Source organism: Acinetobacter sp. TY2 (assembly GCF_046269225.1).
Taxonomy (GTDB): domain Bacteria; phylum Pseudomonadota; class Gammaproteobacteria; order Pseudomonadales; family Moraxellaceae; genus Acinetobacter.
This window is the reverse complement of the sequence record NZ_JBJZOR010000006.1, coordinates 50,677-69,460: the sequence shown is the minus strand read 5'-3', so window position 1 is coordinate 69,460 and position 18,784 is coordinate 50,677. Positions and strand designations below refer to the sequence as shown.

Annotated in this window: 17 protein-coding genes and 1 tRNA gene; 10 read left to right on the top strand and 8 right to left on the bottom strand. The window is 38.3% G+C overall.

What is annotated here, in order from left to right:
- Positions 1 to 130: 130 nt before the first annotated feature.
- Both ACK1JC_RS05305 and ACK1JC_RS05300 read right to left on the bottom strand, forming a co-directional pair.
- Entirely contained in the window at positions 131 to 841 is a 711-nt protein-coding gene (locus ACK1JC_RS05305) for a DUF2939 domain-containing protein (RefSeq protein WP_409510821.1), read from the bottom strand.
- A gap of 164 nt (positions 842 to 1,005) precedes the next feature.
- A tRNA-Leu gene (locus ACK1JC_RS05300) sits at positions 1,006 to 1,092 on the bottom strand.
- Between the two features lie 171 nt (positions 1,093 to 1,263).
- Between ACK1JC_RS05300 and queA the strand changes: the two genes are divergently transcribed.
- From queA to secF, 9 genes are all read left to right on the top strand, one after another.
- Positions 1,264 to 2,298, top strand: a complete 1,035-nt coding sequence (gene queA / locus ACK1JC_RS05295) for a tRNA preQ1(34) S-adenosylmethionine ribosyltransferase-isomerase QueA (RefSeq protein WP_409510820.1) — start codon at positions 1,264 to 1,266, stop codon at positions 2,296 to 2,298.
- A gap of 215 nt (positions 2,299 to 2,513) precedes the next feature.
- Positions 2,514 to 3,572, top strand: coding sequence for a hypothetical protein (locus ACK1JC_RS05290; RefSeq protein WP_409510819.1), 1,059 nt, complete (start codon positions 2,514 to 2,516; stop codon positions 3,570 to 3,572).
- 190 nt (positions 3,573 to 3,762) lie between these two features.
- Positions 3,763 to 4,788 carry a hypothetical protein gene (locus tag ACK1JC_RS05285; protein ID WP_409510818.1) on the top strand — a complete coding sequence of 342 codons (1,026 nt, stop codon included), beginning with the start codon at positions 3,763 to 3,765 and terminating at the stop codon, positions 4,786 to 4,788.
- 56 nt (positions 4,789 to 4,844) lie between these two features.
- A complete protein-coding gene (locus tag ACK1JC_RS05280) occupies positions 4,845 to 5,411 on the top strand; it encodes a LemA family protein (protein WP_409510817.1) in 567 nt (188 codons plus the stop codon).
- A gap of 95 nt (positions 5,412 to 5,506) precedes the next feature.
- The gene (locus tag ACK1JC_RS05275) at positions 5,507 to 6,328 is read left to right on the top strand and encodes a DUF4303 domain-containing protein (RefSeq protein WP_409510816.1); all 822 of its coding nucleotides are present in this window, start codon (positions 5,507 to 5,509) and stop codon (positions 6,326 to 6,328) included.
- Between the two features lie 322 nt (positions 6,329 to 6,650).
- Positions 6,651 to 7,781, top strand: a complete 1,131-nt coding sequence (gene tgt, locus ACK1JC_RS05270) for a tRNA guanosine(34) transglycosylase Tgt (protein WP_409510815.1) — start codon at positions 6,651 to 6,653, stop codon at positions 7,779 to 7,781.
- A gap of 178 nt (positions 7,782 to 7,959) precedes the next feature.
- On the top strand, positions 7,960 to 8,286 hold the full coding sequence (yajC, locus tag ACK1JC_RS05265; RefSeq protein ID WP_409510814.1) for a preprotein translocase subunit YajC: 327 nt from the start codon (positions 7,960 to 7,962) through the stop codon (positions 8,284 to 8,286).
- Between the two features lie 52 nt (positions 8,287 to 8,338).
- Positions 8,339 to 10,240 carry a protein translocase subunit SecD gene (secD, locus tag ACK1JC_RS05260; RefSeq protein WP_409510813.1) on the top strand — a complete coding sequence of 634 codons (1,902 nt, stop codon included), beginning with the start codon at positions 8,339 to 8,341 and terminating at the stop codon, positions 10,238 to 10,240.
- A gap of 8 nt (positions 10,241 to 10,248) precedes the next feature.
- Positions 10,249 to 11,226 (top strand): protein translocase subunit SecF, encoded by a 978-nt coding sequence (secF, locus tag ACK1JC_RS05255; protein WP_409510928.1) that lies wholly within the window; start codon positions 10,249 to 10,251, stop codon positions 11,224 to 11,226.
- Between the two features lie 68 nt (positions 11,227 to 11,294).
- On the opposite strand, the gene ACK1JC_RS05250 is transcribed toward secF, so the two are convergent.
- Complete coding sequence (locus ACK1JC_RS05250; protein ID WP_409510812.1) at positions 11,295 to 11,951, bottom strand: 4'-phosphopantetheinyl transferase family protein; 657 nt, start codon at positions 11,949 to 11,951, stop codon at positions 11,295 to 11,297.
- A 300-nt stretch (positions 11,952 to 12,251) separates the two neighbouring features.
- On the opposite strand from ACK1JC_RS05250, the gene ACK1JC_RS05245 reads away from it, so the two are divergent.
- A complete protein-coding gene (locus tag ACK1JC_RS05245; RefSeq protein WP_409510811.1) occupies positions 12,252 to 12,824 on the top strand; it encodes a hypothetical protein in 573 nt (190 codons plus the stop codon).
- A 66-nt stretch (positions 12,825 to 12,890) separates the two neighbouring features.
- Here the strand turns inward: ACK1JC_RS05245 and der are convergent, their stop codons facing one another.
- The 5 genes from der to ispG all read right to left on the bottom strand — a co-directional run bounded on the left by der (position 12,891) and on the right by ispG (position 18,762).
- Positions 12,891 to 14,300: a ribosome biogenesis GTPase Der gene (gene der, locus ACK1JC_RS05240; RefSeq protein ID WP_409510810.1), complete on the bottom strand. Its 1,410-nt coding sequence runs from the start codon at positions 14,298 to 14,300 to the stop codon at positions 12,891 to 12,893.
- 166 nt (positions 14,301 to 14,466) lie between these two features.
- On the bottom strand, positions 14,467 to 15,615 hold the full coding sequence (gene bamB / locus ACK1JC_RS05235) for an outer membrane protein assembly factor BamB (protein ID WP_409510809.1): 1,149 nt from the start codon (positions 15,613 to 15,615) through the stop codon (positions 14,467 to 14,469).
- Positions 15,615 to 16,316 (bottom strand): YfgM family protein, encoded by a 702-nt coding sequence (locus ACK1JC_RS05230; protein ID WP_409510808.1) that lies wholly within the window; start codon positions 16,314 to 16,316, stop codon positions 15,615 to 15,617. Before ACK1JC_RS05230 ends, bamB begins: the two co-directional genes overlap by 1 nt.
- Positions 16,317 to 16,343: 27 nt before the next feature.
- On the bottom strand, positions 16,344 to 17,639 hold the full coding sequence (gene hisS, locus ACK1JC_RS05225) for a histidine--tRNA ligase (RefSeq protein WP_409510807.1): 1,296 nt from the start codon (positions 17,637 to 17,639) through the stop codon (positions 16,344 to 16,346).
- A gap of 7 nt (positions 17,640 to 17,646) precedes the next feature.
- On the bottom strand, positions 17,647 to 18,762 hold the full coding sequence (gene ispG, locus ACK1JC_RS05220; protein ID WP_409510806.1) for a flavodoxin-dependent (E)-4-hydroxy-3-methylbut-2-enyl-diphosphate synthase: 1,116 nt from the start codon (positions 18,760 to 18,762) through the stop codon (positions 17,647 to 17,649).
- Between the last annotated feature and the right edge of the window lie 22 nt (positions 18,763 to 18,784).

The window sequence follows — 18,784 nt, the reverse complement described above, 5'->3', positions numbered from 1 at the left end:
TGTCGACCAATTAATCTGCGAACTATTTCGATCTTTAGTACCTCCGATGAATGATAATTCAACTTCAACATCATTTTCCACTGTATTGAATGCCTGAAACTCCGTAATTTTTGCAATTGAACATGGATTTTCATAACAAGATTCTATGATTTTTTTCTCGTTGTACTTTTGAGAAATTGAACACTAATGCTGCTTGTAGGGATGGTGCAGGCTGTTGTCCAATAACAAAAGTCTGAGTGATTGGTAATGATTCAGACTTTTGTGCCTCAGCAAAATTTTGTTTTTGTGTTAAATTTTCTGTAGGTAAATCTAAAATCAATTTATTCACTTTCCAACTTAAACCATCACGATGCATGATCACCTTAAGCATTTTCTCTTGATTAGGCTTCTTCACAGATATTTCAAAAACATTCATTGAAAGATAGCGAGTGCTTGTTTCCATCTTGTCTGACTTGCCTAATCTTTCGCTTGACTGACTATCTTCATTCATTGGACTCATCAAGCCATCTTTAAAAATTTTCCCCTGTAACAGTAGTGTCACACCTTTAGGTGTCACCATGGTATCTACAACTTTATCGATCATTGTGCTTGCGAACTTTGCGCCCAACGCTTGCCATTCATTGGTTTTATCTGTTGCAACATCATTCAGTATTTTAGCTTTAAATTGATCTTTCAAACCTTGACGCACGCTTGGATAGTCAATATATGCCGAAAGCTTCTCGCTATCACCGACCTCGACCGCACTTTTGATATTATTCAACACAAGATAAGGTGATGCATAGAAATAACCACCGATCACAACAACAAGTGCAATGATTACACCCATAATTTTCTTATTCATTTTAATCCCCAATGAATGTAAAGTCTGGCTTCAGTATTCATTCGTTTAGCAAATTGTGTATTTCTAATTGTCTTAAGTGTTTTATCTATTATCGATTGATCTTTATTTTTAGGCAATAAAAAAGCCCTTAAGTCTTATAATGCTTAAGGGCTTTTTTAAATAATTGGTCCCGAGGGTCGGACTCGAACCGACACATCATCTCTGATAGTGGATTTTGAATCCACCGCGTCTACCAATTTCACCACCTCGGGATGAGAGGTATAATAGCGGTTTTCTCAAGCATGTCAACGTATTAAAATTACGTTTGTTTATTTTTAAAGCAAAATACTTTAGATTGAATTATAAACCACCAAATTCAGCGTTTTATTTCAAAAAGCGCTATACTAAAAGCAGTATTTCTTATTGTTTTTGCTGCCACTCCTATGCAACTGTCCGATTTTAATTTTGACCTTCCCGATGAATTGATTGCCCGTTACCCACTTGAAACACGTAGTGCTTCTCGACTTCTGCACTTAAGTGCAGATGGTCGTTATCAAGATCACCACTTCACCGATATTTTAGACTTATTTGAAGAAGGTGATTTATTGGTACTCAATGACACCAAAGTCATGAAAGCTCGCTTAAAAGGTAAACGTGCTTCTGGCGGTGCTGTTGAAGTTTTGGTTGAACGTATTTTTGATCAGACCACTGCACATTGCCACATTAAAGCAAGTAATGCACCTAAAGCAGGTGCGGAGCTATTTATTGGTCCTGATTCGGTTAAAGCCACGGTGACAGGTCGTCATGAAAATTTATTTATTGTTGAATTTTCACAGCCTATTTTAAAAGTTTTAGATCTATACGGTGCTTTACCCATTCCACCCTATTTCAACCGTGATGCGGAAGCAATTGATACTGAACGCTATCAAACCGTTTTCAATGATCCGACCAAACTAGCAAGTGTCGCAGCACCTACAGCAAGCCTACATTTTGATGATAAGCTACTGCAAAAACTTGCTGATAAGGGCATACAAAAAACATTTGTCACTTTACATGTTGGTGCAGGTACATTCTTACCTGTACGTACGCTCGATATTGAAAATCACATCATGCACAGTGAATGGTGTGAAGTTTCAGAAAATGCTGCAAAAATGATTCAAGAAACTAAAGCACGTGGCAATAAAGTCATTGCTGTAGGAACAACTGCGACTCGTGCAACAGAAAGTGCCGCACAGGCATGCGGCGGTCAAATTGGCGCATGGACAGGTGATACACAAATCTTTATCTATCCAGGTTATAAGTTCTGTGTGGTAGATCGTTTAATTACCAATTTCCATTTGCCTGAATCGACTTTACTCATGCTCGTTTCTGCACTATCTAACCGTGACAATATTTTAAATGCCTACAAACATGCTGTAGACAGTCAATATCGTTTCTTTAGTTATGGCGATGCAATGCTGATTGATCAGGCAAATTAAGCGTAATATTTGTATTTAAAAAAGATCATGCATTAAAAATACAATGCTTGATCTTTTCAGAATTCACTCTATATTCTTAAATATCTCCACACGATCCGCTTATTAACTTACATCTAAAAAAATATATAAAAGCCAACAAATATTTGCCTGTAAAATTTATTCTGTCATGATAATTTAATCTCAAATTTTCCGTATAAATACACAGTAAAAAAATAATGACATCATTTTTCACACAATTTAAAAATGCCTTTTCAGGACAAAATCAGAATAACCAAATTGCCTTGCATAATATTCAACGCTTGCAAGATATTATGCGTAATCCCCCTCCATCTGAGCATTTATATACCCTACTTAATGAATGGGAAAGTGATAATAATCTTGAAATCCATAATTACAGTTTTATGTTATGGATCACTTTGGCTGTGGTTTGTCTGATTCTCACTTTTATTTTGCATTATGGATTTCTCCTACTCTCCATAGGATTGGTCATTTATGCATTTGTTAAACGAACCTCAACTTCTGCGCGCGATGATTTAATTAAGCATATGCAAAATTATTGGCTTGAGCGAAAGTATCAGATCTATTTTAGGCAAAGTAGATATAGTGAAATAGATGACTTTAGTGATAATCACTCAAATAATGCTCATGAAAATAGACAGCAAAAATGGGCTCAATTTGACCATCCATTTAGTTTCCCCTATTTCCAATTAGGTAATCATGCCAACGACATTCAACACTGTATTTACGGAGAGTGGCACATTCAAGGAAAAGATTATCCATTCATGTTATTCAACTACCATTATGTCGATAAAAATGTCGACAAAGACGAGGACGGTAAAGAAACCATTTCATATGATCATCATGACTTATACGGTGTAATGGTTGAGGGATTCCCTGGGCGTGGTACGAGTATTTCGAGTCAGCAAAAACGTCAATCTCGTTTAGGTGTCAAATGGACTTCGGGGGATATCAAGTTTGACCAAGCCTATCAACTCAGTGGTATTGATGAGATGCATTTAGCGAAATTCTTTTCACCACAAAATATTTTATCGCTTGAAACTGCAATGCAATCCTTTCATGGCGATTTTTATGTTCATCCTCAAACAAGCATGCTGTGTTGGCTATTTAAAAAAAATATTCTACAACATTCATCCGAAGATTTAAGTATTCGTAACGTACATGAACTTGCGGAAAGCCTTTTACAGTTAAAGATGCCTGAATTTGAAAAAATGACACACATTATGCAGACGTTGATTCCTGAGCTGAGCTCGTAGTTAAAATATAGTACTCCCTATCATTGAAACCAACCAATCGAACAATTAAGTAAGAGGCATAAAAATTTATATTTTCAACTCTACCGTTAAAATGTTCCTATATTCTCACCCTATCAAAATCGCTTTTTTATTCTTCGGCTTTATCGCATAATCAATTTTACTTCAGATCTTTTCTAGCCGATTTCAATTTATGCCCATTGATACTGTTCAACATTTTATGCATGTCACCACCCATAAAAACAAACAGGTCATGCACAATGTCGCTCGACTTTGGACAATTGGGCAACAAGCAAAATCAGATCAAGATATTTTAGATGCCTTACACCCTTGGAATGATAATAAAGAACTGTATTTTTATAATAACCTACCTCGCTTACTGTTTATTTCAGGTGTTTTGACCTGTTTATTCGGGTGGGTTATTCATCACTATATTCCATTTATTTTAAGTTTTAGTACAGGCGCACTGTGTTGTTTTTTGGCTTATCTTATTTATGAAAGTGATGAACCGATTAATGAAGTGATTGCTTTTCTTGAAGAGCGCATCATGTTGTTACGCTATGATCTACATTTTAACAAAATGCCAGGACATATTACGACAACATCCAATTCTATTTTGGTGATGAGTAAATTACGTCAAGCATTCCCACTATTTTCGCAAGGCAATGCGAGTAATGAAATAGTACAATTTGCAGCAACGACTTGGCATGATGATGGTACTGAACATCAGGTTTTAATCTTTCACTATCACTATGTCGATGAACTTTCCATTCACGGTGTCGATTTAAAAAAACAAAAAATCAAAGATATTCATACAGATCAATGGGGCGTGTTTATTTTTCAAATGCCACCACTTGGTTTTGCCGCAAGTAATAAACACGATCAATTTGTCTATCCATACCATCAAAAATGGCAAAGTAGCGATATTTTGGTCAATCAAAAAATCAATATTTTCGGTTATGAACAGCATCAACTCGCTCGAACTATTAGCCCGAGTCAGACCTTAAAACTGAGTGATTTTTTTGAAGATTATAACGGTGATCTGATTTATCATTTTCAAGAAAATATTTTCTGTTATTGTGGTGATCAAAATCTGCTTCGAGTTTCACACCGAAAACGTGAAATTCGTGATATTTCGACTTTACGTGGGCATCTACGCACCTTAACCATGCCTGAATATGAAAAATTTAAACAGAGCATGCTAAAATTTATCTCATAAATGCTTTATTCCACTAAAGCTAACAACATTTACCACAACATTGTAGGAATAACAAAATGGGATTATTGATTTTTATTGGTATTTTTGTCCTTCTCGCGATTTGGGGCATTTCCATTCGCAATAATATTGTACGTTATTTCAATGCAACCAAACGTGCTTGGGCAGAGGTTGCCAATTTTGAACGCCAAAAAATAAAAACGCTTGAAACACTCGAACAAACCTTATCGCAATATACCCAATTTGAAAAATCGACTTTAGAAAAAGTAACTGAATTACGTCGACAGATCATGAATTTGAATATCAACAACACTGATGTTTCTCAATTGCAACATATTGAAAAACTTAGCCAAGAAATGATGAAAGGCTTAAATGTTGTCGTTGAAAACTATCCAGAACTCAAAGCCGACACACTGTATGCAAAAATGATGGATGACATTCAAGAACAAAATGAAAATGTTGGTGCTGCAATTACCATTTTTAACCGCAATGTAGAAGAATTTAACAACACCATTGAAATTTTCCCAAATAATATGGTGAATACATTGACGCTGTCGAAAAAACCAATCCGTCCATTTTCAGATGCTGTCGCTATGCAAAACTTTGATTATCGCCCAAACTTTTAAGCTATTTTTTGTATATCAATTTACATTCTCAGCCAAATAACACAAAATACATAACGAAAATTAAATATTACAAAAATAAGGCTGAGAAATTTGAAATGTTCGATTTACAAAGTAACAAAACTGAATATATATCCGAATTAAAAACCGCACTCATTGCTGAATATGATGCTTTTTACAAAAAATATCGGGAACATCATATCTACGCTTTCAGCCTCGTATTAGATGAGTTTTTAACCCCTCAATATACAACAGTATCGACTGAAAAAAGTTTACTAACCGAACAGGAAAATAAATTTCAATATTTACCTGAGCGGGATAAATGGTTAGTAGAAAAATGGCAATATCGTCATCAAATTGATGGTGGAATCAATTATCTAAGCCATAAAATGGCGACTTTTTTCCAACAATCACGTTTAAGTCTAACCCAAACAACATCTGTTGAGCGTGATCAGGAAAATATGTTGATTTTTTATTTGGAAGCGATGCGTGCTGCACGATCTGAAATATTTCAACTCACGCCAAAACAATCTGCTCAAGTACTGTTTTTTATTTGGAAACCTACGAGCCCAGAATTTTCAGTTAAATCACTTGAGGCATTAAATACATCGTCATCGCTATTATACGAAGCCATTGCAAGTCTCAAATCTCAGCAAATTGTCAAACCAAAAACCAAACTTAAGCTAACAACCATTGAAAAAGACTTACTCATTGATCTTGCACAAGTCCTTGAAATTGAACCTTATGATGATATGGAAATTGCGCAACATGCCTATATGCTGTCTCTTGAACCTTATTTCCTTGAAATTAGTCCCTATATTCAACATTTAATCAATGATATTGCTGCTATGGATAGCGGAGAGTTGGTTCTACAAAAATGGGATATTCAAGCGCGCATCCAACAGTTCTATAATATTTAAAAAGTACACCAACTAAAAGCATTCCCAAGTTGAGTTTTTCACCCCACTGAAAAACTCAACTTGCAACAAAATATGCTTTATAGATCACCTACTTTGTCAACTAAACAATCTATTGTGTTTTTACAAAATGAATTCAAACATATAGATCATCATTTAAGCATATTTTACAGCGTTTATACGCAACCTTCATGTCAGATTCATATAATTCATTTATGATGAAAATACATGCAATAGTGGCTTTTCACGCTAGAATCAGAGAAAATAGCCCCCTTTTTGCAATGCTTAATCAGCGAACTGTTTTTTCGCTAGATCCGGATTATTTATGAAGTTTGAAAAATTAGGTCAGTCGGGGCGCGCCCGTCGTGGTCGCCTCACGCTTGAACATGGTGTGATTGAAACCCCTGTATTTATGCCTGTGGGTACATATGGCACGGTTAAAGGCATGCTACCTCGTGATCTTGAAGAGATCAAAGCACAAATTATTTTGGGCAATACATTTCACCTTTACCTACGTCCTGGTTTAGATGTGATCCGTGAACACGGCGGTTTACATGGTTTCATGAAATGGAATAAACCAATTTTGACCGATTCAGGCGGCTTCCAAGTCTTTAGTCTTGGTGCGATGCGTAAAATCAAAGAAGAAGGTGTCACATTCCGCTCGCCTATTGATGGTTCTAAAGTTTTCTTATCACCTGAAATTTCAATGGATATTCAACATACATTGAATTCTGACATCGTCATGATTTTTGATGAATGTACACCTTATCCTGCGACACATGAAGAAGCACAAAAATCTTTACAACTGTCACTGCGTTGGGCAAAGCGCTGTAAAACACAACACCATGATATCTTAAAAAATAGAAATGCCCTATTTGGTATTATTCAAGGCGGTATGTATGAAGACCTCCGTGAAGAATCACTTGCAGGCTTAAAAGAAATTGATTTTGATGGTTTTGCGATTGGTGGTCTTTCTGTCGGTGAGCCGAAAGAAGAAATGATCAAGGTTTTAGATTATCTACCGGTTAAAATGCCTGCTGATAAGCCACGTTACTTAATGGGCGTGGGTAAACCTGAAGACATCGTTGAAGCGATTCGTCGTGGCGTTGATATGTTTGACTGCGTCATGCCAACACGTAATGCACGTAATGGTCACTATTTTGTCACCGATGGTTTGGTACGTATTCGTAACAGTCAATATCGTCATGATCAACGTCCGCTTGATCCACACTGTGATTGTTATACTTGTACAAACTTTACACGTGCATATTTATTTCACCTTGAAAAATGTGGCGAAATGCTTGCTTCAATGCTCGGTACGATTCATAACTTACGTTATTACCAACGTTTTACCCAAGACATTCGCGATGCACTCGATAATGGAACTTTTGATGAGTACGTCAAAGATTTCTATCAACGTCGTGGACTCGATGTTCCCCCTTGTCCTGAAGATTAATACCCCAATATAAATTCAACGTAAATATTCGTTTATCAATATTTGCGCTGAATCCAAAGACAAGGTAAATTGCAGAACAAGTCAATTTATATCATTAAGGGGAAAATGCATATTTTTAAATCAAATATGAAAAAATCCCCTTGTATGACACAGATTTTTTTACTTTTAGGAAACTGAAATGAGTTTATTTATTTCCACTGCTCACGCTGCTGAAGCGGCTCAAGGCCCTGGCTTAACAGCTAACTTATTGATGATTGCTGTTTTCGTTGCAATCTTCTATTTCCTTATTTGGCGTCCACAAGCTAAACGTGCGAAAGAACACCGCACCCTAATTGAAAGTTTAGGTGTAGGCAGTGAAGTTGTTTTTGCTGGTGGTTTAATGGGTAAAGTCCTTAAAATCGAAGGTGATTTTGCAGTGGTTGAACTAAACCGTGGCAACGAAGTAAAAATTCAACGTGCAAGTGTTATTTCAGTTTTACCTGAAGGCACCTTAAATAACCTTTAATCATAAAACAGTCGTGCCCTAGCACGACTTTTTCATTTTAAGAAGAAAGCAAATGCGTTACCCTGCATGGAAATATATACTGATCCTGATTGTTTTAGTGGTCAGTACATTATACGCACTGCCAAGTTTGTATCCTGATGAACCTGCTGTTCAAATTTCTGGTGCCAAGGCAGGTACCGTCATTGATCAGTCCATTATACAAAAAGCAGAGCAAATACTAAAAAGCGAAAGCATCAATAGTCATGACAATACCTTTTCCAATAATGCTGCCCTATTGCGTCTAGATTCATCTGAAGCTCAGTTGAAAGCGAAGTCTGTATTGGCAACAGGTTTAGGCGATGAATATACTGTTGCATTAAACCTTGCGCCAACCACTCCAGAATGGCTACAAAAAATTGGTGCTAAGCCAATGAAGCTCGGTTTGGACTTACGTGGTGGTGTTCACTTCCTACTTGAAGTAGATATGGACAAAGCTATTTCACAGCGCATGGAAACTTCTGCAACAGATTTACGTCGTGACTTCCGTGACAATAAAATTAAATTTAATAGTCTGTCACTGAACAATAATGTTATTACCCTCCAGTTTGCAAACAACGATGATCGTTCTGCTGCAATGGATTTCTTACGTCGTAATGGAAATAAATACGATCAGCAAGCACTTGCAACTGAATCAGGTGCAACACTTAAACTGACGTATAATGCTGCTGCAAAACAAGAAATTCAAACCTATGCGCTCGATCAAAACTTAACTACTTTACGTAACCGTATTAATGAGTTAGGTGTAGCTGAAGCATTGGTTCAAAGCCAAGGTAGCAACCGTATTGTAGTTGAATTACCAGGTGTACAAGATACTGCGGAAGCAAAACGTGTCTTGGGTCGTACAGCGAATCTAGAGTTCCGTCTTGTTTCTGATCTTAATGATCAATATATCGACCGATCTACAGGTAAATCTAATGGTCAGCCTTTGCCTCCTGGGACTGAGCTTTTTGCTTATGAGTCTTTGGATAGTGGTCGAGAGTTGCTCTTGAACCGTAACCGTATTTTGACGGGTGAACGCGTTCAAAATGCATCAAGTGGTTTTAGCCAAGATTCTGGCGGCGCAGAAGTTAACATTACGCTAGACAATGCTGGCGGTAAACTCATGGCAGATGCGACACGCAATGCTGTGGGCAAACGTATGGCGGTACTGTTTATTGAAAATAAACAGAAAATTACTACCGTAACCGACCCTGTGACTGGCGTACAAACCCAAGTGCGTACACCTTACTCAGAGTCTGTTGTCATCAATGCTGCAACGATTCAAGCCGTTCTCGGTGCTCAATTCCGTATCACAGGTCTAGATTCTCCACAAGAAGCAGCTGAACTTGCACTTATGCTTCGTGCTGGTGCTCTCGCTGCACCAATGTACTTCGTTGAAGAACGTGTGGTTGGTCCTAGTCTTGGTCAAGAAAACATCGACAAAGGTGTACTTTCAACTCAAGTTGGTTTCATCCTTGTTGCTATTTGGATGATTGTTTTCTTCCGTTTATTTGGTCTTATTGCCGATATTGCATTGGTCATTAACCTTGCGATGCTGCTTACTGTTATGTCTTGGCTTGGTGCATCACTCACCCTACCAGGGATTGCAGGGATCGTCATTACAATTGGTATGGCAGTCGATGCCAACGTACTAATCTGTGAGCGAATACGAGAAGAAATGCGTTGGGGTGCATCACCCAAACAAGCCATTGTTGCGGGTTATGATCGTGCATATAACACCATTTTCGACTCAAACTTAACCACATTCTTGGTTGCGTTTATTCTGTTTGCAATTGGTACAGGCCCGATCAAAGGCTTTGCTGTAACACTCATGATTGGTATCGTTTGCTCAATGTTTACAGCTATTACTGTAACTCGTGCAATCGTCCAATTGATCTACGGCAAAAAACGTGACTTGAAAAAGTTGAGCATTTAAGGAGATCAATCATGACTGAAGTGACTCAACAAAATCAAAAACAATACAGCCGTCCAGATGATGAACATGTAATTAATTTCATGAAAATTGCAAAGCCTGCTGCAATTTTCTCGATCATCCTCACCATCGCGAGTATTTTCTTTATTGTAACTAAAGGTCTCAATTTAGGTTTAGACTTTACTGGTGGTGTATCTGCCGAATTGAATTATAGTGAGCCTGTAAAACCTGAAAGCGTCAGTAAAGCACTTTCTAGCGCAGGTTTTAAAGATCCTGTGGTTCAAACTTTGGGTACAAACCGTGATCTCATTGTGCGTATGCCAGCACAAGATGATGTCAAAGTAGATGACTTAAGTAACACCATTGCTAAAGCTGTACAGTTACCTGGAAATACGGTTGAAGTAAATAAAGTCGATGTTGTCGGTGGTCAGGTCGGTAACGAGCTGTATTTGCGCTCAGCAGGTGCTGTTGCCCTTGCAATGTTACTTATGCTTGTTTATGTGACTATCCGCTTCGAGTTTAAGCTCGCTGTTGGTGCAGTTTTGTCATTACTCCATGATGTTATCGTAACATTGGGTATTTTCGCTTTAATGCAATGGCCATTTGACTTAACGGTACTTGCGGCAGTACTTGCACTGATCGGTTTCTCACTCAACGATAACATTGTTGTATCAGATCGTATCCGTGAAAACTTCCGTAAAATTCGTGGGGCAGAACCACTTGAGATCGTCAATATTGCTTTAACCGAAACATTAAAACGTACTATTCACACCTCTATGACCCTATTACTCGTAGTTCTTTCTATGATGATTTTGGGTGGTGATGGCCTAAAATGGTTCTCTGTTGCGATGTTTGTCGGTGTATTTGTCGGTACATATTCTTCAATCTATATTGGTACAGCCTTCTCTTTATGGCGTGGTCTGAATCGTAATGATTTCATTGTTCAGGTTAAACCTGAATTTGAAGAAGAAGAGCATATTCCACACTAAAACATTCAAATAGAATTTAAATAAAAAACCATCTTCGGATGGTTTTTTATTACGTTCAATAATTCTGACTAGTCCAACCGATTGATCTGAATAATCGGGAATGCAAACCCCTTACAAGAATCTTCCGAGCGCCAAGCAACAGTGAGTATTGCCTGTCCAAGATTAAAATTTTGATAAGCAAAGACACCAATTAAAGGATGTTCACAACGCCCACCATCATTCACGGGATGAGCATGCGTATTCAACTCATTCAAACTTAGGCGAATCCCCAGCCCTGATGCCTTCAAGACCGCCTCTTTGCTTGTCCAAACTTTAAACCAATACAATGGATCAAAACCGGTCATTTCCCATGTTCGATATTCTTCAAGATGAAAAGCATGTTTAGCCAAAGCCTCAAAGCGGACTTTACGGTCTAGATCTTCAATATCCACACCAATATCACGGGCGCTGCAAGTTGTCGCTAAGACATAATGTTTTTGGCTATGCGAGTGATTAAAAAATAAATGAGATTGTTTACTCAGAAACGGTTTACCATATTCTGTTCGCTCAATATCACTCTCCGAAATATTTTGATTGAGCTGGACCGATAAAAGCCGATTACGTATTTGTGCAATATGTGCATTTTTATATTGTATAAACTTCTTTAAATCTAAAAAATCTTCTTTTTTTAAAGGATACAGTTGAGCCAATGTTTGAAAATAAATATGTATCATTCGCTTTGTCATACATTCGACTACCCTTCTATATTGGGTTAAATTCTACCTGAGAATTTACAAAGATTATCTTTTCAATATCACTATCGCTGTACTTTAACCTCCAATATATTTAGCTCAATCGAGCTTGACTAAAAACCACAAATTATTCCTATACAGTATTTTTATTAAAAATTAATAACCAATACACACCTTAGCTTTAAGAAAATTAACCAACCTACTGATAATAATAAATATTTATTTCAAATTATTCTGCTTTATATTATATTTCATTAGCGTACAAAAAAACATCAACAACATGGGGAGTTTATTATGTTGATAAAAACAATTTTAATTATTGGAATGAGCTTAGTATCTATTGGTACATATGCTAAGGGGTGGCTTGATGTTGCAACTTCAGTCATGGGAGCACAAAATGCAGTCGTGATGGATCAAGCTGAAGCAAGAATGAATCAAAGCCAAACGCAAGCAAATGCTGCTATAGCACGTGCGGATCAAGGCTATGCTTCTCATTATAATCAAACATCTAATCAGAATAATGGTGTTTATTCGACAGGATACTTAAAGTCTCTAGACTGCACAGATTTAGCTGTGGAAAAAAGAACTTTCGAACGCACACTAGAAGCATCTGAAACATCAGTTAGTCAAAATAGTACGATTGGTCTATCTAAATGGGCAGGTGTTGCTGGAACAGCACTCAATGCATTTTCAGGTCAATCTGAAACCTTAGGTAAAATGGGACAAATAGCAAATTCATTCTCGGGTCAGAACAACAATGCTCAAGCGCAAGCTAACGTTGCATCTGGACAAGTATCTATAGAGACTGCACGTGCGAATATTGAAAATATTGCTATTTATCAAAATGCTAAAAAATGTAATCTTTAATACATGATAAATATAAAAAAAGCCTGCATTTGCAGGCTTTTTATATTTATCAACTATAAGATGAAATTAACGCTTAAATTTCTTTTCAGCTTTCTTAAATTTCTGAACATAACGACGCTTACGTGCTGCAACACGCTCATCAATCATTGATTTACGCCCTTCAAATGGATTTTCAGACGTTTTAAATTCGATACGTACTGGCGTACCTTCAAGCTTATATACTTTACGGAATACATTTTCTAAATAACGACGATAATCTGCAGGGGTTTTATCAACCTTATTACCATGTACCACAATCGTTGGTGGATTTTGCCCGCCCATATGCGCATAACGCATTTTAATACGACGACCACCAACCATTGGTGGCTGGTGTGCTTCAGTTGCATCATTCAAAATTTGTGTAATTTTCGCAGGTGAAACTTTCAAATGCGATGAGTCATAGGCACGATGAATTGACGGATATAAATCCCCCACACCTGTACCGTGCAATGCAGAAATTAAGTGTACTTTCGCCCACGGAATAAAATCGAAACGACGATCTACATCCAATTTACATTGTTTGCGATCGTATTCAGTCATGTTATCCCATTTGTTGATGGCAACAACCATGGCACGACCAGCCTCAAGTGCATAACCAATCAAATGTAAATCTTGCTCAACCACACCTTCACGGGCATCTAAAACAACCACAATGACATGTGCATCTTTAATAGCTTGTAGCGTTTTCACAATTGAGAATTTCTCAATCATCTCATCTACTTTACCTTTACGGCGTACACCTGCAGTATCAATTAATGTGTATTGGCGACCATCACGCTCATAAGGAATGTAAATCGAGTCACGTGTTGTACCTGGCTCATCAAACGCAACAACACGCTCTTCACCCAACAAACGGTTTACAAGTGTAGATTTCCCTACGTTAGGGCGACCAATGATTGCTAAACGTAAACCTGTTGCTTTATCGTGTTCCGCTTCATCTTCATCGTCAGGAACTTCAGAAAGTACTTCTTCAAGCATTTGCTGAACGCCACGACCATGACTAGCCGCCACTTGCATTGGCTCGCCCATACCGAGTTTGTAAAACTCAACAAGCGCCGCTTCTGCATGTACGCCGTCAACTTTGTTTGCAACTAAATAAACTTTTTTACCTAGCGTACGAAGTTCACGCGCAATTTGCTCATCCGATGCTAACAATCCAGCACGTGCATCTACGACAAAAACAATAATATCGGCTTCATTAATGGCAGTCTTTGATTGCTCAGCCATATATGAGTCAATTCCCCCTTCATTTTCACCAATACCCCCAGTATCAACGACAATGAAAGATTTATTTTCATACTTAGCGTCGCCATATTTACGGTCACGAGTAAGACCTGCAAAGTCAGCAACGAGGGCATCACGGCTCTTGGTAATCTGGTTAAATAACGTTGATTTGCCGACGTTTGGACGACCAATGAGCGCAATTACGGGTTTCATAAAATAACCTTTATTCAAGATCAGCCAGTATGACTGGTCTGAACATCAGAAATGTATCGGAAGAAAACAGGCATATGCCTAAAATAAAAACACGGGGTATCGATTTTTCAATCACCCCGAGTTTTAGAATATAGTGTCTTTAGTTTAACACAAGACCGTTAAAAAATTAACGACTCTGCCAAATGCTTAATTCACCTTTGCGTGTCGCAACAAATAATTGGTTGTCAAGCACACGTAGTGTACGCACTTCGCCACTGGTTTTCGCACGCCCTACAAGAGTTCCAGTATTTGGATCAATCAGATGTAAAACTCCATCTAAATCCCCAACCACCAATTGTTGTCCGAGTAACACTGGGTTACTTAAATTACGGTTTAACAATTGCTCATTTTCCCACAACTCTTGACCTGTTGCTAAATCAAAAGCTTTTAATTTGCCATCACGTTGTGCAACAAAAACTTTATTTTCTGCAACTTCCGGACGGTTAATACTACTTGCATCAACACTCCAAGCCACACGCTGTGCTGCCAAATCAAGTACAGTCACTTGTCCTTGGAAGCTATTGGTCACAACATACTGACCTACAACAACAGGCTCAGCATCAATATCGACCAAGCGCTGAATATCAGAGCGACCATCAGACACTGCAACACGGCGCTGCATACGTGGAGCACCAGTTAAACTATCAATGGCATATAAATAACCATTTGATGATGCTACAGCAATGGTACGAGGATCTAGACTAACAGGTGATGCTTGACCACGTAAGCTAAATGCTGCATTTGCCATTTTATAGGTCCAAGCTTGTTGACCTGTTGCTTCATCCAGTGCAAAAACAGTACCATCATTGGCCACTAAAATCACACGTCCTGTTTGAATCAAAGCTGGACTAATCACTGCACCAGACAATTGTGCAGTCCATTTTTGCTCACCCGTTTGTTGATCTAAAGCAAAAACTTGACCTTTACGGCTTGCGACAACAACTAAGCCATCAGCTGCTTCAACACCAGAAGTCAACTCCTGTTTAGTCACTTTGGTTTCCCAAAGACGTTGTTTACCTTTATATGCTGTAACTTCACCTTTAGGATTCATCGCGAAAATTACGCCATTATCGACATCTAAACGTAAACGTAATGGGTCTTGCTCAGAAGATGCGGAAACCTTATGTGAAAATACTTCAGTTAAACTGGTTGCTTGCACTAATTTTGGTAACGGATTCGGTTTTACTTTTTCAACTTTAACTTTGTTACTTGAACATCCAACCATTGCAACCGATAAAATTGCCAATGCAAACGGTATTTTATATTTTATATCCATCAAGACTCATCCACTTGTGTTTCCAGAACCGGGCGTTCAAGTTCAGGATCATCTACTAATATTCCAACACTTTCGAGTTTAATTTGTAAAATCTGACGTTCTTGTTTACGTTCAAGTAAACTGTTCCATGCAGCTTGATACGATTTTTTTGCATTTTCAATATCATTTTTAGCAACATAAATATCACCTTTTTCTTCTTCGGCTGTCGCTTTAAATGCTGGCTCTGTGACACTTGCAAGGGTTTTCAAAGCTTCATCATATTTCTTTTGTGCAAGCTGTGCATTGGCAAGGCGTAATTTTACAATCTGCAAAATACCTGCATCTTTTAACTTTGAATTTTCAACTTTTTTCAGCTCACGTTCTGCTGTTGCATAATCACCTTTATCATAAGCAATACGCGCCATAATAAATTGTGACTCAATCGCATGAATTGAATCAGGATTTTCTTTAACCAATTTATCTGCTGATGCAACCAACGCACTATAAGCCGCAGGATTTGTTGCTGCAACTTTAGCATCTTCAATTAATTGTTGGATTTTTGCTGTACGAACTTGATTTTCTGCTAGCGTTTTCTTCTGCCAATATTCCCAACCGAAAAAGGCAATCAACGCAATTAAAATTCCACTCAACATTGCTGAGCCATATTTTTTGAAAAATGACTTTAAACCATCAAGTTGTTCATCTTCAGTCATCGCGTTCATGTGACTACCCTTTCCTTTATGGTTGACTTATTGTGAAGAAAATTTTTCTGTAAAAACGGATACCACTTCAGTTACGGCAACGTCAAACTGTTCGGCCGTAGCCAATTGTTTTACCGTAAATTGTTGTGCTTCCCATTCACGTTCACCGAGAATTAAAGCATAAACTGCACCCGATTGGTCTGCTTTTTTCATCTGACTTTTCATTGAGCCATAAGAGCCCACTTTCAAGCGGATTGAACTATTCGCAGTTTCGAGTTGATCACGAATTTGTTCTGCAAGAACCAAGGCTTTACCTTGTGATGCTGGATCTGCAACAAGGAACAGTTCACATTCACGTACGGGTGTATTATCTTCAAGTTGCTCAAGAAGAAGTAATAAACGCTCCATGCCCATCGCAAAACCAACAGCCGGTACAGATTGATCTGGTTTACCTTTGAGTTGACCAACCAAACCGTCATAACGTCCGCCTGCACATACAGTGCCTTGCGAACCTAAATGTGTGGTTGTCCATTCAAAAACTGTTTTATTGTAGTAATCTAGGCCACGAACCAATTTTTGGTTAATAACAAATTCTACGCCAGCATCAGTTAAATACTGTTTGAGTTGCTCAAAATGAGCCAGTGTTTCTTCACCCATGAAATCATGCAATTTTGGTGCATTTTCAAGAATCTGCTGCGTTTTCACATCCTTAGAATCTAAAATACGCAGTGGATTGGTCTCTAAACGGCGCTGAGAATCTTCATCAAGATCAGCTTTATGCGACGTTAAAAACTCAACCAAAGCAGCACGGAATTCAGCACGTTCAGCAGATTCACCAAGTGTATTTAATTCAAGTTGTACTTTGTCCGCAATGCCCATACGTTTCCACAAACGTGCAGTCATCAAAATCAATTCTGCTTCTTGATCTGGTGTTGCAATACCAAAAGTTTCTACACCAAACTGATGAAACTGACGATAACGACCTTTTTGCGGTTTTTCGTAACGGAACATTGGACCCACATACCAAACACGCGGGTTTGCGCCACGAAGTAAGTTGTGTTCCAACATTGCACGTACGCAACCTGCGGTACCTTCAGGACGCAAAGTCAAAGATTCAGGTGGATTACCTTTGTCTAGGAATGTATACATTTCCTTTTCAACAATATCGGTTGCATCACCAATAGAACGTTTGAATAAATTGGTTTGTTCAACAATCGGCAAACGAATTTGTTGATAACCATAAGCATCCATCAACGATGCGAGATGTTGTTCTAAACGTCTCCATGCAGCAGTCTGAGATGGAAGAACATCATTAAAACCTTTAATTGCAACTATTGAACTCATGACTTACTCAAAAACTTGTACGAATAATTTCTTTAGCTTTAGCTTCTTCAAGCTCGATAACACGTTGACGAACCATCGCCTCAATTTCATCAACCAACTGATTGGTATCAATCAAATGGCTCTTTTCACCATTACGATATACCAATGAACGTGGCGCTGCACCCACCACACCAATGTCTGCTTCTTTGGCTTCGCCTGGTCCATTGACCTTACAACCAATCACCGAAACATCCATCGGAGTACGAACATCTTCAAGACGTTCTTCTAAAGCTTGCATCACTTGAATCACGTTAAATTCTTGACGTGAACAACTTGGACAAGCAATAAAATTAATCCCGTTTGAACGCAAACTGAGTGATTTTAGAATATCAAAACCAATCTTAATTTCTTCTTCCGGCTCTGCTGCCAATGAAATACGCATAGTGTCACCAATGCCTTCCATAAGCAGACCACCTAAAGCAATCGCAGACTTGACTGAACCTGTACGGTAAACACCTGCCTCAGTTACACCCAAATGTAGCGGATTATCAATTTGTGCCGACAATAAACGATACGCATCCATGGTCAAAAACACATTAGATGCTTTAACTGAAATTTTAAACTCTTGGAAATCCAAACGGTCTAAAATATCAATATGACGCATAGCAGATTCAAGTAAAGCCTGACCTGTCGGTTCGCCATACTTCTTCTGAATGTCTTTTTCTAGCGAACCGGCATTGACACCAATACGCATAGAAATATCATTGTGGCGCGCTGCTGCAACAACCTCACGAATTTTGGCTTCTGAGCCAATATTTCCAGGGTTAATACGCAAACAATCTGCACCTAAATCGGCAACACGTAATGCAATTTTATAATCAAAATGAATATCGGCAACCAAAGGAACTGGCGAACGCTTACGAATTTCACCAAACGCTTCCGCAGCTTCCATACTTGGCACTGACACCCGCATGATGTCTGCACCAACATCGGCACAGCGTTCAATCTGTGCAACCGTTGCATCTACATCACACGTTTCAGTATTGGTCATACTTTGGATGCTGATTGGGGCATCGCCACCCACATACACTGAACCAACTCGGATTTTACGTGTCGGACGGCGTTTGATCGGATTTACAATCATGATAATGCTCTACGCTTTGTCC